This is a genomic window from Mesorhizobium sp. Root102, from assembly GCF_001425625.1.
In the GTDB taxonomy this organism is placed as follows: domain Bacteria; phylum Pseudomonadota; class Alphaproteobacteria; order Rhizobiales; family Rhizobiaceae; genus Mesorhizobium.
On sequence record NZ_LMCP01000001.1, the window covers coordinates 122,604 to 138,740 of the forward strand.

General features: G+C 63.9%; 16 protein-coding genes. 14 read left to right on the forward strand and 2 right to left on the reverse strand.

The window, feature by feature from the left end; translation table 11 throughout:
- Positions 1 to 51: 51 nt before the first annotated feature.
- On the reverse strand, positions 52 to 948 hold the full coding sequence (locus ASD12_RS00570) for a LysR substrate-binding domain-containing protein (RefSeq protein ID WP_056580632.1): 897 nt from the start codon (positions 946 to 948) through the stop codon (positions 52 to 54).
- An 84-nt stretch (positions 949 to 1,032) separates the two neighbouring features.
- Here ASD12_RS00570 and ASD12_RS00575 point away from each other — a divergent pair, with 84 nt between their 5' ends.
- The 14 genes from ASD12_RS00575 to ASD12_RS00640 all read left to right on the forward strand — a co-directional run bounded on the left by ASD12_RS00575 (position 1,033) and on the right by ASD12_RS00640 (position 15,912).
- Positions 1,033 to 2,661 (forward strand): hypothetical protein, encoded by a 1,629-nt coding sequence (locus tag ASD12_RS00575; RefSeq protein ID WP_056580635.1) that lies wholly within the window; start codon positions 1,033 to 1,035, stop codon positions 2,659 to 2,661.
- Positions 2,648 to 3,580 carry a dimethylarginine dimethylaminohydrolase family protein gene (locus ASD12_RS00580; protein WP_056580637.1) on the forward strand — a complete coding sequence of 311 codons (933 nt, stop codon included), beginning with the start codon at positions 2,648 to 2,650 and terminating at the stop codon, positions 3,578 to 3,580. The genes ASD12_RS00575 and ASD12_RS00580 overlap by 14 nt, the downstream gene beginning before the upstream one ends.
- Before the next feature lie 162 nt (positions 3,581 to 3,742).
- A complete protein-coding gene (locus ASD12_RS00585) occupies positions 3,743 to 4,360 on the forward strand; it encodes a cupin domain-containing protein (RefSeq protein WP_056580640.1) in 618 nt (205 codons plus the stop codon).
- A gap of 141 nt (positions 4,361 to 4,501) precedes the next feature.
- Complete coding sequence (locus tag ASD12_RS00590) at positions 4,502 to 5,443, forward strand: substrate-binding domain-containing protein (RefSeq protein WP_056580642.1); 942 nt, start codon at positions 4,502 to 4,504, stop codon at positions 5,441 to 5,443.
- A 98-nt stretch (positions 5,444 to 5,541) separates the two neighbouring features.
- A complete protein-coding gene (locus ASD12_RS00595; RefSeq protein ID WP_056581893.1) occupies positions 5,542 to 6,339 on the forward strand; it encodes an ATP-binding cassette domain-containing protein in 798 nt (265 codons plus the stop codon).
- Entirely contained in the window at positions 6,336 to 7,349 is a 1,014-nt protein-coding gene (locus ASD12_RS00600; protein WP_056580644.1) for an ABC transporter permease, read from the forward strand. Before ASD12_RS00595 ends, ASD12_RS00600 begins: the two co-directional genes overlap by 4 nt.
- 1 nt (position 7,350) lies before the next feature.
- A complete protein-coding gene (locus ASD12_RS00605; protein WP_056580647.1) occupies positions 7,351 to 8,439 on the forward strand; it encodes a phosphotriesterase in 1,089 nt (362 codons plus the stop codon).
- A gap of 30 nt (positions 8,440 to 8,469) precedes the next feature.
- The gene (locus ASD12_RS00610) at positions 8,470 to 9,240 is read left to right on the forward strand and encodes a glutamine amidotransferase (RefSeq protein ID WP_056580650.1); all 771 of its coding nucleotides are present in this window, start codon (positions 8,470 to 8,472) and stop codon (positions 9,238 to 9,240) included.
- A 2-nt stretch (positions 9,241 to 9,242) separates the two neighbouring features.
- Positions 9,243 to 10,154, forward strand: a complete 912-nt coding sequence (locus tag ASD12_RS00615) for a ribokinase (RefSeq protein WP_056580653.1) — start codon at positions 9,243 to 9,245, stop codon at positions 10,152 to 10,154.
- Positions 10,151 to 10,999 (forward strand): BtpA/SgcQ family protein, encoded by an 849-nt coding sequence (locus ASD12_RS00620; RefSeq protein ID WP_056580657.1) that lies wholly within the window; start codon positions 10,151 to 10,153, stop codon positions 10,997 to 10,999. The genes ASD12_RS00615 and ASD12_RS00620 overlap by 4 nt, the downstream gene beginning before the upstream one ends.
- Entirely contained in the window at positions 10,996 to 12,240 is a 1,245-nt protein-coding gene (locus ASD12_RS00625) for a Zn-dependent hydrolase (protein WP_082525174.1), read from the forward strand. Before ASD12_RS00620 ends, ASD12_RS00625 begins: the two co-directional genes overlap by 4 nt.
- A 251-nt stretch (positions 12,241 to 12,491) precedes the next feature.
- Positions 12,492 to 14,645 (forward strand): penicillin-binding protein 1A, encoded by a 2,154-nt coding sequence (locus ASD12_RS00630; RefSeq protein WP_056580661.1) that lies wholly within the window; start codon positions 12,492 to 12,494, stop codon positions 14,643 to 14,645.
- Between the two features lie 120 nt (positions 14,646 to 14,765).
- On the forward strand, positions 14,766 to 15,350 hold the full coding sequence (locus tag ASD12_RS00635; RefSeq protein WP_056580664.1) for a DUF1214 domain-containing protein: 585 nt from the start codon (positions 14,766 to 14,768) through the stop codon (positions 15,348 to 15,350).
- Positions 15,343 to 15,912 (forward strand): DUF1254 domain-containing protein, encoded by a 570-nt coding sequence (locus ASD12_RS00640; protein WP_056580667.1) that lies wholly within the window; start codon positions 15,343 to 15,345, stop codon positions 15,910 to 15,912. Before ASD12_RS00635 ends, ASD12_RS00640 begins: the two co-directional genes overlap by 8 nt.
- On the opposite strand, the gene ASD12_RS00645 is transcribed toward ASD12_RS00640, so the two are convergent.
- Positions 15,909 to 16,097: a hypothetical protein gene (locus tag ASD12_RS00645; protein ID WP_082525175.1), complete on the reverse strand. Its 189-nt coding sequence runs from the start codon at positions 16,095 to 16,097 to the stop codon at positions 15,909 to 15,911. The two genes, ASD12_RS00640 and ASD12_RS00645, sit on opposite strands and share 4 nt — an antisense overlap.
- Between the last annotated feature and the right edge of the window lie 40 nt (positions 16,098 to 16,137).

Sequence of the window (16,137 nt, forward strand, 5' to 3'; positions counted from 1 at the left end):
CGCGTGATCGGCAAATTTGATTCATCTATGGCGGGCTGGCCCGCCATGCCCTCAATACGGCCTGACCGGGTTCTCCGAAAGTTTCGACCTCAGCCATCCCGCGAAGGCGTCGAGCACGGGGTGCGCCGTCTTGGCATGCTCGGACACCAGGAAATAGGAGCGTGGCGATTTGATCGCGATGTCGAAGGGGCGTACCAGCCGGCCTTCGCTCAGCGCCCGGCGACTGGTCAGCTCGTCGCCCATGGCGATGCCCTGGCCGGCAATCGCCGCCGAAAAGACCAGGTTCATGTCGGAAAAGAAGATGCCGCCCTCTGTGTCGGGGTTTTCCACCTTGGACAGGGCCAGCCAGCGTGCCCAGTCCTCGGTATCGCCGAGATGGAGGAGATTGGCGCGCAAGACATCGGCTGGCTTCGAGAATCCACCGACCTTGTTGAGCAGCGTCGGGCTGCACAACGGCGTGAAGGAAATCTCGCACAGAAGCTCGACCGCCCGGTTCGGCCAATTGCCGACACCAAAGGCGATGAAGGCATCGGCCTCGGCATTGCTGACATCATCCAGCCGCCGCGGCGTCAGGATACGCAGCGCGACATCGGGGTACATCTGCCGGAACTCGCCGATATGGGTGCACAGGAACAACGAGGCGAAGCCCGGCGTGCAGCTGACGCTGAACGAGCCGCCAACGCCGGTGCCGGCATGGCGCGTCACCGCGTCGCCCAGCACGGTCAGCGCCTTGCGCACATCGCCGGCGTAGCGCTGGCCGCGCGGCGTCAGCGCCACGCCCTTGCCGATGCGTTCGAGCAGGTCGAAGCCGAGGTCGCGCTCCAGCAGGCGAAGCTGGTGGCTGACGGCGCTGCGGGTCAGGTGCAACTCGTCGGCGGCGCGCCAGACGCTGCCGTGGCGGGCGAAGCTGTCGAGCGCGCGCAGCGCTTGTGTCGATGGTATGCGCAAGGAGCCTCAGGTGAACCGAATTTGCATGAGCCGGGAAAACATATCACTTTTTAGCGAACCGTTTCACTGCTTTCTTCTCATGCCATGGAGAACCCGGTGGCCACCTCGGCGCAAACAACCGCCCTTGCCTGTCTCGACGGCATCCTGCCGTTGCTGTCCGCGTGGACACGCACCATCTTCGATTTCGGCGAGACCGCGTGGCGCGAGTATCAATCCGCCGCCTGGTATGTCGAGCGACTGAAGCGCGAGGGCTTTTCCGTCGAGGAAGGGTCCGGCGGCATGCCGACTGCCTTCTGTGCGCATTGGACGAACGGCGCCGGGCCGACCATCGGCCTGTATGCCGAATATGACGCCGTGCCCGGCAATTGCCAGGATGCGGCGACCGTCAAGCGCCCTCGCCCGGGCCTTGGCGACCAGGCCGGCGGCCACACCGATCCGCATTCCGGGCTCGGCATCTCAAGCCTTGGCGGGCTGCTGGCGACCAAGGCGGCGATGCAGCGGCACGGCATCCCGGGCACGCTGCGATTCACCGGCGAGCCGGCCGAAAAGGTGCGCGGATCAAAGCCGATCCATGCCGCCAAGGGCTACTATGACGGGCTTGCCGGCATGATCTCCTTCCATCCCTTCTACATGCTGCCGCTCTGCAACACGGCACGCTGGGACACGCATTGCGGCGCGGCCTATGCGATGATCTACCGCTTTGTGTGCGACGAACCCGAAAATTGGATTCGCGCAGGCGATGGCGCACCGATTCCGCAGTCGCATTCGGCGGTGCGCGCGCCCGGGGCCAATGACGCGCTTGCCATGATGTACATGGCCTCCAAGGCGCTGCGCGATTCCATGCTGCCGCATCAGGGCGGCTGGTCGATCAGCGAGGCGATCCTGACCGCCGGCCAGGCGACCGCCGACAATCTACCGGCGGGGCTCGCCGAGATTCAGTACATGATCCGCGTGCCGACGCTTGCCATGGCCGAGCAGGTCACCGCCATGCTCGACCGCAACGCGCAGGCTGCGGCAGCGATGAGCGGTTGCCGCACCGAGCGGCACTGGGTGTCGAAGTCACGGCCGGGGCTGGCCAACCACGCCATGGCCGAAATCGCCTATGACGCATTGTCAAGCGTCGGGCCGCCGCGCTGGGACGAGACGGCGAAGGCAATCGCCCGCGAAATCCAGGTCAATGCCGGCGGGGTGGCGACCGACGAACCGTTCATTGCCGAGATGGAGCAACTGATTGCGCCACAGGACGCCGAAGCGCTGCTGCGCCGCGACCTGCCGCCGTCGCAGCTCAATTCGACCTCCGACGACTACACCGACATGGGCTGGCATGCGCCGACGGCGCGTTTCTACGTCGCCCGTCCGGCGCTACGCTCCGCAAATGGCCACGTCTATCCGGCCTGGGTGATGAATGCGCTGGGCGGCATTTCGGCGACGATCGACCCGATGGTCATCTGCGCGGCGAAGACGGTTGCGCTGGCAGCCCTTCGCCTGCTGGAGGACAAAGGCGCCCGCGATGCGGCGATGGACGAGTTCGTCACCCGCACCGGCGGCGGCGTCGGCGGTTCGACCTGGATCGCGCCGCTCTGCGACTACGATCCGCCGATTGGATTTCGCTGGCCCGAATATGTCACCACCCCGCGCGGGCGCGACTGGTGGATACCGAGCAATCAAACACCCCAAGCCACCTCACGAGGAGCATCCCATGACCGTTCATGACCGCATTGTCGCCGAGCCGTTTTCGCTGCAGCGCCGCAACCCGGCCGGCGGCACCAAGCCGCTGACCGTCTGGGGCTTCGCCAACGAGACCGACATCCTGACCGACGTCCTGCTCGGCTCACCCAATTTCCTGCGCCATCTGTCGACCAGTTCGCTGTCGCGAAAGCATCTGCGCGAGGCGCCCTGCAACGTCCAGATCGCGCAGGCACAGCACAAGGACCTGGTCGCCGCTTACGAGCATTTCGGCGTCAACATCCACTGGCACGAGCCGACGCCTGAGCTGCCGATGCAGGTCTATTCCCGTGATTCCAGCGTCATGACGCCCTACGGCGCTGTCATCACCGCGATGGCCAACTGGTGGCGGCGCGGCGAGAACTACGCCGCCATCCGCACCTACGAAAAGCTCGGCATCCCGATCTACGACATGGTCACGGCAGGTACGTTCGAGGGCGGCGACTTCAACGTCATCGAGGATGGCGTGGTGCTGATCGGCTGCGGCGGCGCGCGCACGCAGGAAGAAGGTGCGCGCCAGGTCCAGGCCTGGTTCGACAAGGAAGGCTGGGAAACCCGCATCGCCTTCATCGACGAGTACTATGTCCATATCGACCTGATGGTGGTGCCGATCGCCGAAAAACTCACCGCGGTCTGCCTCGCCTGCACCGAACCCGGCATTGTCGACTGGTTGAAGGGCAAGGGCCACGAGATCATCGACGTGCCGTTCCAGGACACGATGGCGCTCGGCTGCAACTTCATGTCGCTGGGCAAGGACCGGGTGATCGCACCAACCTCCAGCCAGACGCTGATCGGCCAGCTCAAGGCCCGCGGTTTCGAAGTCGCGGCCGTCGACATGAGCGAGATTTCCAAGACCGGCGGCGGCATCCACTGCATGGCGCAGGCGCTGAAGCGCGAGCCGGCGTAAGGGACTGCGACTCTCGCCGGTATCGAAACGGCGGGCGCGGCGCCTGCCCTGGACGGGTCCGTGGTTCCGATCCAGCGCGTTGTCCGATTTTCATGAGGATGGACAACGCCCGGGATCGGTTTTACGAGTCAGCCCAACCAGCGGAGATGTTCACGTCCCCCAATGAACAAGATCGATACCCACAACAGCAAGGGTGGCGACGAGCGCTCGACCGCCACCAGCATCTTGCGGCTCGGCACAAGGTTGAAGCTCTCCCGGCAGACGCGTGGCCTGACCTTGAAGGCGCTGGCCGCCGCCGCCAACTGCTCTGAAAGCCTGCTGTCCAAGGTCGAGAACGGCAAGGTCTCGCCCTCGCTTCCCATGCTTCACCGGCTTGTCGAGGTGCTCGGCACCAACATCGGCTGGATGTTCGAGGAGTCCGATGGCGAGGAAGGCATCGTCTTTCGGGCGGGAGCGCGGCCGTTGATCGCGCTCGATCCGCTTCGGCGCGGCGAAGGCATTTCGCTGGAGCGCGTCATTCCCTATTCGCCAGGCCATCTCCTGCAGTGCAACATCCATCATATCGAGGCAGGCGGCGAAAGCGCTGGCCCGATCCGGCATGCCGGCGAGGAAGTCGGCTATCTCCTGGAAGGCGCCATTGAACTGATGGTCGGTGAAAAGACGTTTCGCCTGTCCGTGGGCGATTCCTTCGTGTTCAACTCCGAACTGCCGCACTGGTACCGCAATGTCGGCGACGAACGCGCCAGCATTTTCTGGGTGAACACGCCGGCAACGTTTTGATCTTGCGAGCCCCTGGATTCCCTTCGTCGACGCCAATTCAAGTCACTTGACAAGAAATCAAGTATCTTGAATTATGTTTGTGCGCTCAGGCGCCAGGTGAGCCCGATCAAGGGCCTTTCCGCAAAACCAAGGGGAACCGGAATGCGTCTTACCAAGATCCTTTCAGGCTGCGCCGCAGCCATCGCCATGACTCTCGCGCTTGGCTCCGCCTCCGCCATGGCCGAGACCTATGCACTCGTCACCATCAACCAGCAGGCGCTGTTCTTCAACCAGATCAATGACGGTGCCACCGCCGCTGCAAAGGCTGCCGGCGTCGACCTCGTCATCTTCAACGCCAACAATGTGCCGAGCGCGCAGAACGACGCGATCGAGAACTACATCACCCAGAAGGTCGACGGCATCATTCTCGTCGCCATCGATGTTAACGGTGTGAAGCCGGCGATCACCGCCGCCAAGGCAGCGGGCATTCCGGTCATTGCGATCGACGCGCAGATCCCGAATGGCGACAACGTCGCCTTCGTCGGCGTCGACAACACCAAGGCCGGCGAGGATATCGGCAAGTTCTACGCCGAATACGTCAAGACCAAATTGAACGGCACCGCCAAGATCGGCGTCGTCGGCGCGCTCAATTCGTTCATCCAGAACCAGCGCCTCGACGGCTTCAAGAAGGCCGTCATCGACAGCGGCCAGAAGGTCACCTTCCTCGACACGGTCGATGGTCAAAACGTCCAGGACGTAGCCCTGTCCGCCTCCGAAAACCTGATGACCGCCAATGCCGACATGACGACGCTTTATGCGACCGGGGAGCCGGCTCTGCTCGGCGCGGTTTCCGCCGTGACCAGCCAGGGTCGCACCGGCGACGTCAAGGTGTTCGGCTGGGACCTGACCAAGTCGGCTGTGCAAGGTCTCGAAGAGGGTTGGGTGATCGCCGTCGTCCAGCAGGATCCGGCTGGTGAAGGCAAGGCCGCTATCGAAGCCTTCGGCAAGCTCAAGAAGGGCGAGAAGATCGATCCGATCATCAATGTTCCGATCACCATCGTGACCAAGGAAAATGTCGGCCAGTTCAAGGACATGTTCAAGTAGTATCCTCCCCAGGCCGCCGGGCTGCGCAATGACCTGATGGTCGCCTGCGCGGCCCGGCGACCGAGTGAACATGTCGCGCCCAGAGAATTGGAACCATGATGAGCGATGGCGAGACCTACCGCGTCAGGATGACCGGTATTTCCAAACGGTACGGCCCTATCCAGACGCTGGACGATGTTTCGTTGAACCTGAAGCCCGGGGAGGTGCTCGGTCTGGTCGGCGACAATGGTGCCGGCAAATCCACCCTGAGCAAGGTTCTGTCCGGTGCCGTCATTCCGGATTCCGGCACCATCGAGATCGACGGCAAAGCCGTTTCGTTTTCCTCACCGGCCGATGCCCGTGCCGCACGGGTGGAGATGGTCTACCAGGACCTTTCGCTCTGCGACACGGTGGATGTGGCGGGCAATCTCTTCCTCGGTCGCGAGCCGCGACGCCACGTGCTCGGCGTCCCCTTTCTCGACAACAGACGCATGCATGACCAGACGCGTGAGATGCTCGACCGGCTCGGCATCGTCATTGCCGACACCAGGCTCAAGGTCGAAAACCTCTCCGGGGGGCAGCGCCAGTCGATTGCCATCGGCCGCGCCGCCTCCTTCGATCCGTCAGTGCTGATCATGGACGAGCCGACGGCCGCCCTTGCGGTGGCGGAAGTCGAGGCGGTCCTGGAGCTCATCCGCGCAGTCAGCGCCCGTGGTGTCAGCGTCATCCTCATCACCCACCGGTTGCAGGATCTGTTCCTGGTCTGCGACCGCATCCAGGTCATGTATGAGGGCCGCAATGTCGCCGAGCGCAACATCGGCGACACCAGTATCGAGGAGGTCGTCAACCTGATCGTCGGCCGGAAATTCACCGCGCGTTCGGCGCGCGCCAGCCGCGACGAGGGGGTCCAGCCATGAACGTCACCTCCGCCGGATTGGGCGCCTCGCCGCCTAAACGCGCCCACAACAGCACATGGAAGGATGTGGCGATAGCCAATGGCAGCGCCGTCTCCATCGCGCTGTTCTTCATCGTCGTTTGCGTGGTCTTCTCTCTGGTCACCGGTTCCTTCCTGACGACACCCAATCTGCTCAACATCGTGCGCCAGTCGGCGCCGCTGCTGATCGTTGCGGCTGCGATGACCTTCGTCATCACCACCGGCGGCATCGATCTCTCGGTCGGTTCCGTGCTGGCGCTGACGGCGACGCTATCGGCCGTCTTGCTCCAAGCCGGGCTGCCGTGGCCGCTCGTCGTCCTCGCCATGCTGGCGCTCGGCGCGGTGATCGGAGCCCTGCAGGGCTTCTTCATCGCCTATGAACGGATACCGGCCTTCATCGTTACGCTTGCCGGTCTCTCCGTCATCCGCGGCGTGGCGCTGCTGATCACCGGCGGCTATTCGATCCCGGTCGAGCCTACCAGCTTCTTCGTCAACATCGGCAGGGCCTGGTTTCTCGGTGTGCCGGTACCCGCACTGCTCGCCCTTGTCGTCCTGATCGTCGCCTATCTCGCCTTTAACCAGACGCCGTTCGGCCGCTATGTGACCGGCATCGGGGCCAACACTGAGGCCGTGCGCCGCGCCGGCGTCGATACACGCTTCATGACGCTCTTTGTCTATGTCCTGTCGGGCATGGCGGCGGCAGTGGCTGGCATTGTTCTTGCCGCCCGGCTCGGTTCCGGCTCGTCGAATTCCGGCCAGGGTTTCGAGCTCGATGTCATCGCCGCCGTGGTGCTTGGCGGCACCAGCCTGTTCGGCGGGCGCGGCACGATCATCGGCACCGTGCTCGGCGCGTTGACCGTCGCGGTCATCGGCAACGGCCTGATCCTCGCGCACATGTCGCCCTTCCTGACGCCGATCGTTACCGGCACAATCATCCTCGTTGCCATCTGGCTGAATTTCCGCCTGTTCAAGGGCGCAACGCGGAGCCGCTGACATGGATCATCTGTTCGACAACACGCCAAGGCAAAGGATGCCGATAGGTGTTCGCTCCGGCACCGTGATGACCGTTGCCGGCCCGGTCGCGATCGCCGACATGGGCGTGACGCTGATGCACGAGCATATCCTGCTCGATGGCGCGACATCGTGGAAATGCCCCTGTCATCCCGATGAGAAGAAGATCGCCGAACAGCCGGTCAGCATGGAGATCATCGGCGAACTGCGGATGAACCCCTACATGAACCGCGACAACGTCTCGCTCGACGACAGCGACCTGGCGCTTTCGGAACTGGCGAAGTACCGGGAGCTCGGCGGCCATACCGTGGTCGATGCGACCAATATCGGCATCGGCCGCGATCCGGAGAAGCTGGCGCGCATTGCCCGCGCCTCCGGACTGCGGATCGTCATGGGCACAGGCTTCTACCTGCAGCACACCCATCCCGACTGGTTGAAGGCTATGGACGTCGACGACGTCACTGAATTCCTGGTCAATGATGTCGGCGGCGGGGCGACGCAGCCCGAAATCATGGCCGGCATCATCGGCGAGGTCGGCGTCAGCAAGGATTTCACCGACGAGGAGCGCAAGTCGCTGCGGGCTTCGGCCCGCGCCGCGAAAATCACCGGCGTGCCGCTGACCATCCATCTGCCCGGCTGGGAACGGCTGGCGCATGACGTGCTCGACGTGGTCGAGGCGGAAGGCGCCGATCTCAGGCACACGGTGCTTTGCCACATGAACCCGAGCCACAACGATCTTGCCTACCAGAGAAGCCTTGCCGCGCGCGGCGCCTTCCTGGAATACGACATGATCGGCATGGATTTCTATTACGCCGACCAGGATGCGCAATCGCCGTCCGACGAGCAGAATGCCCAGGCGATCCGCTCGCTGATCGAGATGGGGCTGGTCGACCGGATCCTGCTTTCGCAGGACGTCTTTCTGAAGATCATGCTGACGCGCTTCGGCGGCTTCGGCTACGGCTTCATCCTCAAGCATTTCGTGCCGCGGCTGAGACGCCATGGGGTCGAGCAGTCGGCGATCGACCGCATGCTCGTCGACAATCCAACGACCGTGTTCGCCGAGGGCCTCTGAGTCGCGGCTCCAAGCAGTAAGGGAGTATACATGTCCAGGAAGAAGGTTCTTCTCGCAGGCGAGTCCTGGGTCTCGACCGCGACCCACATCAAGGGCTTCGACCAGTTTCCGACCGTGACCTATCACACCGGAGCCGACGAACTGCTGGCCGCGCTGAAGGACAGTCAGTTCGACGTCACCTTCATGCCGGCGCACGAGGCACAGCGGAATTTCCCGCAGACCATGGAAGCGCTTTCAGCCTATGACGCTGTCGTGCTTTCCGATCTCGGCGCCAACACGCTGCTGCTTCACCCCGACACCTGGATTCATTCCAAACCAACGCCGAACCGGCTGCGCTTGCTGCGCGACTATGTCGGCAACGGCGGCGGCCTGCTGATGTTCGGCGGCTACTACAGCTTCCAGGGCATCAATGGCGGCGCGCGCTATCACAAGACACCGGTCGAGGAGGTTCTGCCCGTCTCCTGCCTGCCGGTGGACGACCGCGTCGAGGTTCCGGAAGGCTATGCGCCGGTCGTTGTCGGCCCGCAGAGCCATCCGATCCTCAAGGGCCTCGGCAAGGATTGGCCGATCCTGCTCGGCTTCAACGAGGTCGTGGTCAAGGACGGTGCGGAAGTTCTCGCCACCGTGTCTTCCGATTACCGTTCGCTGCCGCTGCTGGTGACCGGCAAATATGGCCAGGGCCGCACCGTCGCCTGGACCTCGGATGTCGGCCCGCATTGGCTGCCGCCAGGCTTCATCGCCTGGAATGGCTACAAGACACTGTTCGAACAGATGCTGGGCTGGGCAACGGCCAGGGATTAGCGATGCGCGTCCATGTCGTCGGCAATGTCTGCGTCGATACGACGTTTCGGCTGGACCGGTTTCCGGCAGCGGGCGAGACGCTGAACGCATCGGAACATGCCGACGGGCTTGGCGGCAAGGGTGCGAACCAGGCGGTGGCCGCCGCCCGCACCGGAGCCGATGTCCGCCTCCACACCGCGATCGGCAACGATGCCGCCGGAACCTGGATAAGGGAACATCTGAGCCGCGATCTCGATGCCAGTCATCTGACGATGCTGCCGCTGCAGAGCGACCGGTCAACGATCATGGTCGATGCGCGAGGCGAAAACCTCATCGTCACCGGTGCCAGTTGCGCCGCCGCCTTCAATCCGCTGGCGGACAGTGGCTTCGCGCCGTCGATCGAGCACGGTGACATCGTGGTGATGCAGGGTAATCTTTCTCCCGAGACAACGACGGCCTGCCTAAGCGCGGCGCGCGACGCGGGAGCCGTTACGATCTTCAATCCGAGCCCGCTCACGGCTGGCTACGCACCGATTTTGAGCGACGTCAGCCTCGCTATCGCCAATGCAGGCGAGGCGGCGCTTCTCACCGGAGCCGCCGAACCTGCCGCGGCAGCCCGCGAGTTGATCCGGCAAGGCGCCGGAGCCGCCATCGTGACGCTTGGCGCGCAGGGCTGCCTGGTGGCCGATGGCGAAGGACGGATCGACCGGATCGCGGCGCCCAAGGTGACTGTGGTAGACACCAGCGGCGCGGGCGATGTCTTTTGCGGATGCCTCGCCGGCTGCCTTGCGGCCGGTATCGACCTCGCCATGGCAGCGCGTATCGCGGTGCGCGCCGCGGCTATTTCCGTCGGCCGCGCCGGCACGCTCGGCTCCTGCCCCGACAGGCGGGAGATGAAAATACTCATGGAAACGACGGAAGCGGAAACCGCATGACAAAATCCCCCAAATCCATCGGCTCCAAACAGGTCGCCAATGACGCGCTGCAGTCGATCTTCGGCAAAAGCAAGGTGGTGATCGGCGTCGTTCATCTGGCACCGCTGCCGGGCGCGCCGCGCTACGATGGCGAGGCGGTCGAGGTCATCTATCAGCGTGGCATTGACGACGCCAAAGCCTATCTCAACGGCGGCTGCGACGGCGTGATCGTCGAGAACCATGGCGACGTGCCGTTCGCCAAGCCAGATGATATCGGGCCTGAAACCTCCGCCTATATGTCCGTCGTCTCCGACCGCATCCGCCGAGAACTCGGTCGGCCGATCGGCATCAACGTGCTTGCCAATGCCTCCATCCCGGCACTGTCGATCGCCAGCGCCTCCGGTGCTTCCTTCGTCCGCGTCAATCAATGGGCCAACGCCTATGTCGCCAATGAGGGCCTTATCGAGGGAGAGGCAGCACGCGCCATGCGCTTCCGTGCCAGGCTTCGGGCCAACGGCATCCGGATCTTTGCCGATGCCCATGTCAAACATGGCGCCCATGCGATCGTTGGGGACCGGCCGGTCGAGGAACAAGTCAAGGACCTGGTCTTCTTCGATGCCGATGCGGTGATCGCGACCGGCCAGCGCACCGGCCACGCCGCCGACCTCGACTATATCAGGATGATCAAGGAGGCCGCTGGACTGCCGACGCTTGTCGGCAGCGGGGTGACGCCCGACAATGCCAACGACATCCTCGACATCGTCGACGGCGTCATTGTCGCCAGCTCGCTGAAATATGACGGCGTCTGGTGGAACCAGGTCGACCCGCAGCGGGTGAAGGCCTTCATCCGCGACCTCAAGCGGTGACTTTGGTGCCCGAAATCGATGGCGAGCGACTGCTCGGACGGCTCGATGCTTTCGCCCGGATCGGCGCGACACCGGCAGGCGGCGTCAACCGGCAGGCGTTCAGCGTCGAGGATCGCAACGCCCGGCGCCTGCTGGCGAAGCTGGCGATGGAGCGCGGCTTCGCGGTGTTTCAGGACGGCATCGCGAACCTCTTCGTCCGCCGCGAGGGCACGGATGCCACGCTGCCGCCGCTGCTGATCGGCAGCCACCTCGACAGCCAGCCGACCGGCGGGCGCTTCGACGGCGCGCTCGGCACGCTTGCCGCTTTCGAGGTGCTAGAAGCGCTGGAGGACGCGAAGACTGAAACCGGAATGCCGATCGAGGTCGTCGCCTGGGCCAATGAAGAAGGCAGTCGCTTCGCGCCGGGCGTGATGGGTTCCATGGCCTTCACCGGTGCGGATCCCGCCGCATGGAAATCAATTGTCGGCGCCGACGGCGCGTCCCTCGCAACGGAGATCGAGGCGACGATCGCCGCCTTGCCGGAGGCAGCCCTTCGTCCGATCGGCAAGCCGATATCAGGCTATATCGAGCTGCATATCGAACAGGGACCGTCGCTGGAAAAGGAGCGGTTGCCGATCGGTGTCGTCACCGCCGTGCAGGGCACGCGCTGGCTGGAAGTCTCCATTGAGGGCACTGCCGGTCACGCCGGTACCACCGGCCTTGCCTACCGCAGGGATCCGATGGTCGCCGCCGTTGCTGCAATGCACAGGCTGCAGACGACGATCATGCCGCCCGACAGCAGCGCGCGGCTGACTGTGGGCCGGATCGCCGCCAAGCCGGGATCGATCAACGCCATACCGCAATCCGTGGCCTTCACCGTCGACATCAGGCATCCGCGGGTAGAGCGGCTCGATGCCATCGATGCCGAGCTGCGCCAGGTCTGCGCGGCGGAGGCAGAGGCCCAGCATTGCGCGGCAACGATCAAACGATCGTTCGACATGCCCGGGGCGGCATTCTCTCCCGATATGGTCAAAATCGTCGAGGCGGCTGTCAGTTCCCTGCGGCTCCCGCACAAGCAGATGATATCGGGCGCATTCCATGACGCGCTGTTCCTCGCCCGAGTGGCGCCTGCCGCGATGATCTTCGTGCCGTGCCGCGACGGACTTAGCCACAACGAGGCGGAATATGTGGAACCTGCCTACGCAGTCACCGGCGCACGGGTTCTGCTGCATGCGACCATAGCGGCAGCCTCGCCGCGATGACCATTTAAGAACATTGTCTCTGACAGGCTGATCGCGCCGACCTCGAGCCGGCCAGCTTAACGAGCGCGGTTTCGAGGTGGCGCCGGTCGCCATTCATGCCTGCCCCCTGCCCTTTGCACCAACAAACCGTGCAGCTGTGTCCTCCCTGCCCTTGTGAGTGTCCGCAAAATGGATGAATAGTCGGGACGGTGTCCGCCCTGAAATTGCCGGCTTGCGGTTTTCAGATCGCGCCATAATCGCCGGATTTCCGAATGGCCAGTCCTGAACCGCGCAAGAGAAGAGGTCCGATCGCCACAAGGCTGCTGGCGCTCGACGCGTGGATCGATTCCTCGCTCTACGAGATCGGTTTCAAGGCGCGCCAGTTCTGGGAAGGCGCGACGATCTTCTCGCGGCGCTTCCGCGTCAACGGCTGGCGCCGTGGCATCATCGAACTGTTGAGCGAAGGTTTTACGCTCGGCGCCGGCGGCATCGTGGTGATGCTGGCGCTGGCCATCCCGGCTTTCCAGGATACAACCGGGGACTGGCGCGCCCAGGGCGACTTCGCCGTCACCTTCCTTGACCGCTATGGTAACGAGATCGGCCAGCGCGGCATCATCCAGCGCGATTCCGTGCCGGTCGACGAGATGCCCGATCACGTCATCAAGGCGGTGCTCGCCACCGAGGATCGCCGCTTCTTCGATCACTACGGCATCGATGTACTGGGCCTTTCGCGCGCCATCTTCGAGAATATGCGGGCAAACTCCGTCGTCCAGGGTGGCTCGAGCATCACCCAGCAGCTGGCCAAGAACCTGTTCCTCACCAATGAGCGCACGCTGGAGCGCAAGATCAAGGAAGCCTTCCTGTCGCTGTGGCTCGAGGCCAATCTGTCGAAGAAGGAAATCCTGCAGCTCTATCTCGATCGCGCCTATATGGGCGGCGGTACGTTCGGCATCGAGGCGGCCGCCGACTTCTATTTCGGCAAGAGCGTCAAGGACCTGAACCTCGCCGAGGCGGCGATGCTGGCCGGGCTGTTCAAGGCACCGACCAAATATGCTCCCCACATCAACCTGCCGGCGGCGCGTGCGCGTGCCAATGTGGTGCTGTCCAATCTTGTCGACGCCGGTTTCATGACCGAGGGCCAAGTCCTGCAGGCAAGGTTGCATCCAGCCGATGTCGTCGATCGCGGTGAACAGAAAAGCCCGGACTATTACCTCGACTGGGCGTTCGACGAGGTCAAGAAGATCGCCAAGCCGGGCCAGCACTCGCTTGTTGCCCACACCACCTTCGACGCCAACATCCAGAAGGCAGCGGAAGAATCGGTGGAGTTCCACCTGCGCCAGTTCGGCAAGGAATATAATGTCACCGAAGGCGCGGTCGTCGTCATCGAGACCAACGGCGCCGTGCGCGCCATCGTCGGTGGCCGCGACTATGGCGCCAGCCAGTTCAACCGTGCCACCAAGGCGCTGCGCCAGACCGGCTCGTCATTCAAACCCTATGTCTACGCAACGGCGATGGAACACGGCTTCACCCCCAACTCCATCATTTCCGGCGGCCCGATCAGCTGGGGCAACTGGTCGCCGCACAATTACAGCGGTGGATCGGCGGGCAACGTCACGCTGATCATGGCAATGGCCAAATCGATCAACACCGTGCCGGTGCGGCTGGCCAAGGACTATCTCGGTATTCCGCCGATCAAGGCCATGGCCGAGGCGATGGGCGTGGAATCGCCGCTCGAAGCGCACAAGACCATGGTGCTCGGCACCTCGGGCATGACGGTGATGGACCAAGCGACGGGCTACAGCGTGTTCGCCGACAACGGCTTCGTCGGCTCCCGGCACGGCATCACCCAACTGGTGACCCGCACCGGCGAGGTGGTTTATGATTTCGCCAAGGACGCGCCGCCGCCACACCGGGTGCTGTCGGAGCAGGCGCTCAAATCGATGAACACCATGCTGGCCGCGGTGCCGGTGATGGGCACGGCGCGGCGGGCTCAACTTCCCAACATCGTCGTCGCCGGCAAGACCGGCACGACGCAATCCTACCGCGACGCCTGGTTTGTCGGCTTCACCGGGAACTACACGGCGGCGGTGTGGATGGGCAACGACGACTTCACGCCGACCAAGAACATGACGGGCGGCTCGCTACCGGCGATGGTGTGGCAGCGACTGATGGTCTACGCGCACCAGAACATCGACCTCAAGCCGATTCCGGGTATCGACAAGCCCTTCGTCGACGAGGAGATCGCGGCCAAGGCCGAGGAAGCGCAGAAGAAGAGCGACGCGCAGGCGGCGGCCGATGCAGCCGCCGAACGGCCGCCGGTGCTGTCCAGCCGGACCACGCAGACGCTGCGGGACATGACAAGGCTGTTCCAGTCGGCGCCCGCCCTCAGTACGCCTCAACCGCCGGAGACGCTGTCGGCGCTGTGATTTTCTGATTGGGTGAGTCTTTCCGACTGGTCTGGGCGGGCAAATCCATCGGCCCGCTTGCCACAAGGCCCTGCGCCGCGATATCCCCGAGCGGCAACTCTTCGGTGTCCCCGGCCCTTCATGCTCAAAAATGCCTTCCTGACGCTGCTTTCGCTTGCCATAGCCATCGTCGGCGGTGGCGGCAGCGTCTGGTATGCGCTGAAATTCCAGGGTGGTGTCGGCGCGATCCGGATCGGCCAATGGACAGCCTTTCCCGATATCGGCACGCCGTCCGCCGATCCCTATTCCAAGGCCCGCGTGGCACGCGAGGGCGTGCTTGCGCTCGGCCGCGCCGAAGGCCTGTCCTTTGTCGCCGAGCGCGACACGGGCGGCGCCGAGCTCAAGCGCGAATGCACCTACACCATCGAGGGTGGATTTCCGACGGCGCGGTTCTGGACGCTCTATGCCGCCGACCAGTCGCTCGGCGTGGTCGAAACCGGCAAACCCCGGCTGGCGGCACTGCAATCCTATGGTGTTGTACGACAACCCGATAACTCGGTCGTCATTTCCGCCGGCCATCACCCGATGCCGGGCAACTGGCTGCTGACGGACGGCTTCGGCAGGATGTATTTCGTGCTGACCTTCTACGACACGCCGATCGCCAGCAGCACCGGCCTGTCCGACGTCTCGCTGCCGCGGATCGTAAAGGTCGGCTGCGATGCGTAGTTTCTATGCGGCGATGCGCAGGCTTCTGCATGCCGTCCTGCTCGGCCTGCTCGGCGCCGGCATCGTGCACATCGCCGTGCTGCTTCTGGTGCCTGAATTTTCCGAACGCGATGCCTGGTCGCGGCTGTCCATGGCGTCGGATCTCTACAGGATGACGCGGCTCGATGCCGAGGCCGGTGGCGCGCCCGTGGTGAAATCCGTCGACCCGCTGTTTTACGCGACAGCGTGCCGGTTCGACCTGGGCGAAGGCATGGTCCGCATCAAGGCGCCAGGACATGTCCCGTTCTGGTCAGTGTCGGTCTATGACCGCAGCGGCCACAACATCTATTCCTTCAACGACCACACCGCGACCGGCGGCGTGCTGGATGCCGTCGTGCTGACGCCGGCGCAGATGATCGACGTGCGCAAGGACCTTCCCGAGGACCTTCAGGGAGCGATCTTTGTCGAAGCACCGATCGAGGAAGGCATCTTCGTCATCCGCGCCTTCGTGCCCGATGACAGCTGGAAGCCGATCGTATCACGCTTCTTCGAGCAGAGTTCCTGCGAGCTGCAGGACTTCTAGTGATGCGGGACCGGCTTCGTCCCTGGCGACCCCGGCTTGTCAGGATCGACCGGCCGCACTTCGCCGGCATGAGACCGCTCGTAGCGGATGCCGGGAAAGATGATCACCGCCGCCGGAATTTCGGCGGCTTGCTTTGCTCGATTGTTTGGTGCCGTACGCGGCACGAAAGACAGTACCATGCCCATGGTTCGCGCATTCCTCTCGGTTTCCCCGGAGCACAACGCA

Excerpts from the sequence above, each read along its gene's own strand:
- ASD12_RS00610 (WP_056580650.1), top strand. The coding sequence starts at position 8,470 with ATGTCCAGGAAGAAGGTTCTTCTCGCAGGCGAGTCCTGGGTCTCGACC.
- ASD12_RS00590 (WP_056580642.1), top strand. The coding sequence starts at position 4,502 with ATGCGTCTTACCAAGATCCTTTCAGGCTGCGCCGCAGCCATCGCCATG.
- ASD12_RS00600 (WP_056580644.1), top strand. The coding sequence starts at position 6,336 with ATGAACGTCACCTCCGCCGGATTGGGCGCCTCGCCGCCTAAACGCGCC.
- ASD12_RS00645 (WP_082525175.1), bottom strand. The coding sequence starts at position 16,097 with ATGGGCATGGTACTGTCTTTCGTGCCGCGTACGGCACCAAACAATCGA.
- ASD12_RS00605 (WP_056580647.1), top strand. The coding sequence starts at position 7,351 with ATGGATCATCTGTTCGACAACACGCCAAGGCAAAGGATGCCGATAGGT.
- ASD12_RS00615 (WP_056580653.1), top strand. The coding sequence starts at position 9,243 with ATGCGCGTCCATGTCGTCGGCAATGTCTGCGTCGATACGACGTTTCGG.
- ASD12_RS00635 (WP_056580664.1), top strand. The coding sequence starts at position 14,766 with ATGCTCAAAAATGCCTTCCTGACGCTGCTTTCGCTTGCCATAGCCATC.
- ASD12_RS00585 (WP_056580640.1), top strand. The coding sequence starts at position 3,743 with ATGAACAAGATCGATACCCACAACAGCAAGGGTGGCGACGAGCGCTCG.
- ASD12_RS00630 (WP_056580661.1), top strand. The coding sequence starts at position 12,492 with ATGGCCAGTCCTGAACCGCGCAAGAGAAGAGGTCCGATCGCCACAAGG.
- ASD12_RS00595 (WP_056581893.1), top strand. The coding sequence starts at position 5,542 with ATGAGCGATGGCGAGACCTACCGCGTCAGGATGACCGGTATTTCCAAA.
- ASD12_RS00575 (WP_056580635.1), top strand. The coding sequence starts at position 1,033 with ATGGAGAACCCGGTGGCCACCTCGGCGCAAACAACCGCCCTTGCCTGT.
- ASD12_RS00620 (WP_056580657.1), top strand. The coding sequence starts at position 10,151 with ATGACAAAATCCCCCAAATCCATCGGCTCCAAACAGGTCGCCAATGAC.
- ASD12_RS00640 (WP_056580667.1), top strand. The coding sequence starts at position 15,343 with ATGCGTAGTTTCTATGCGGCGATGCGCAGGCTTCTGCATGCCGTCCTG.
- ASD12_RS00580 (WP_056580637.1), top strand. The coding sequence starts at position 2,648 with ATGACCGTTCATGACCGCATTGTCGCCGAGCCGTTTTCGCTGCAGCGC.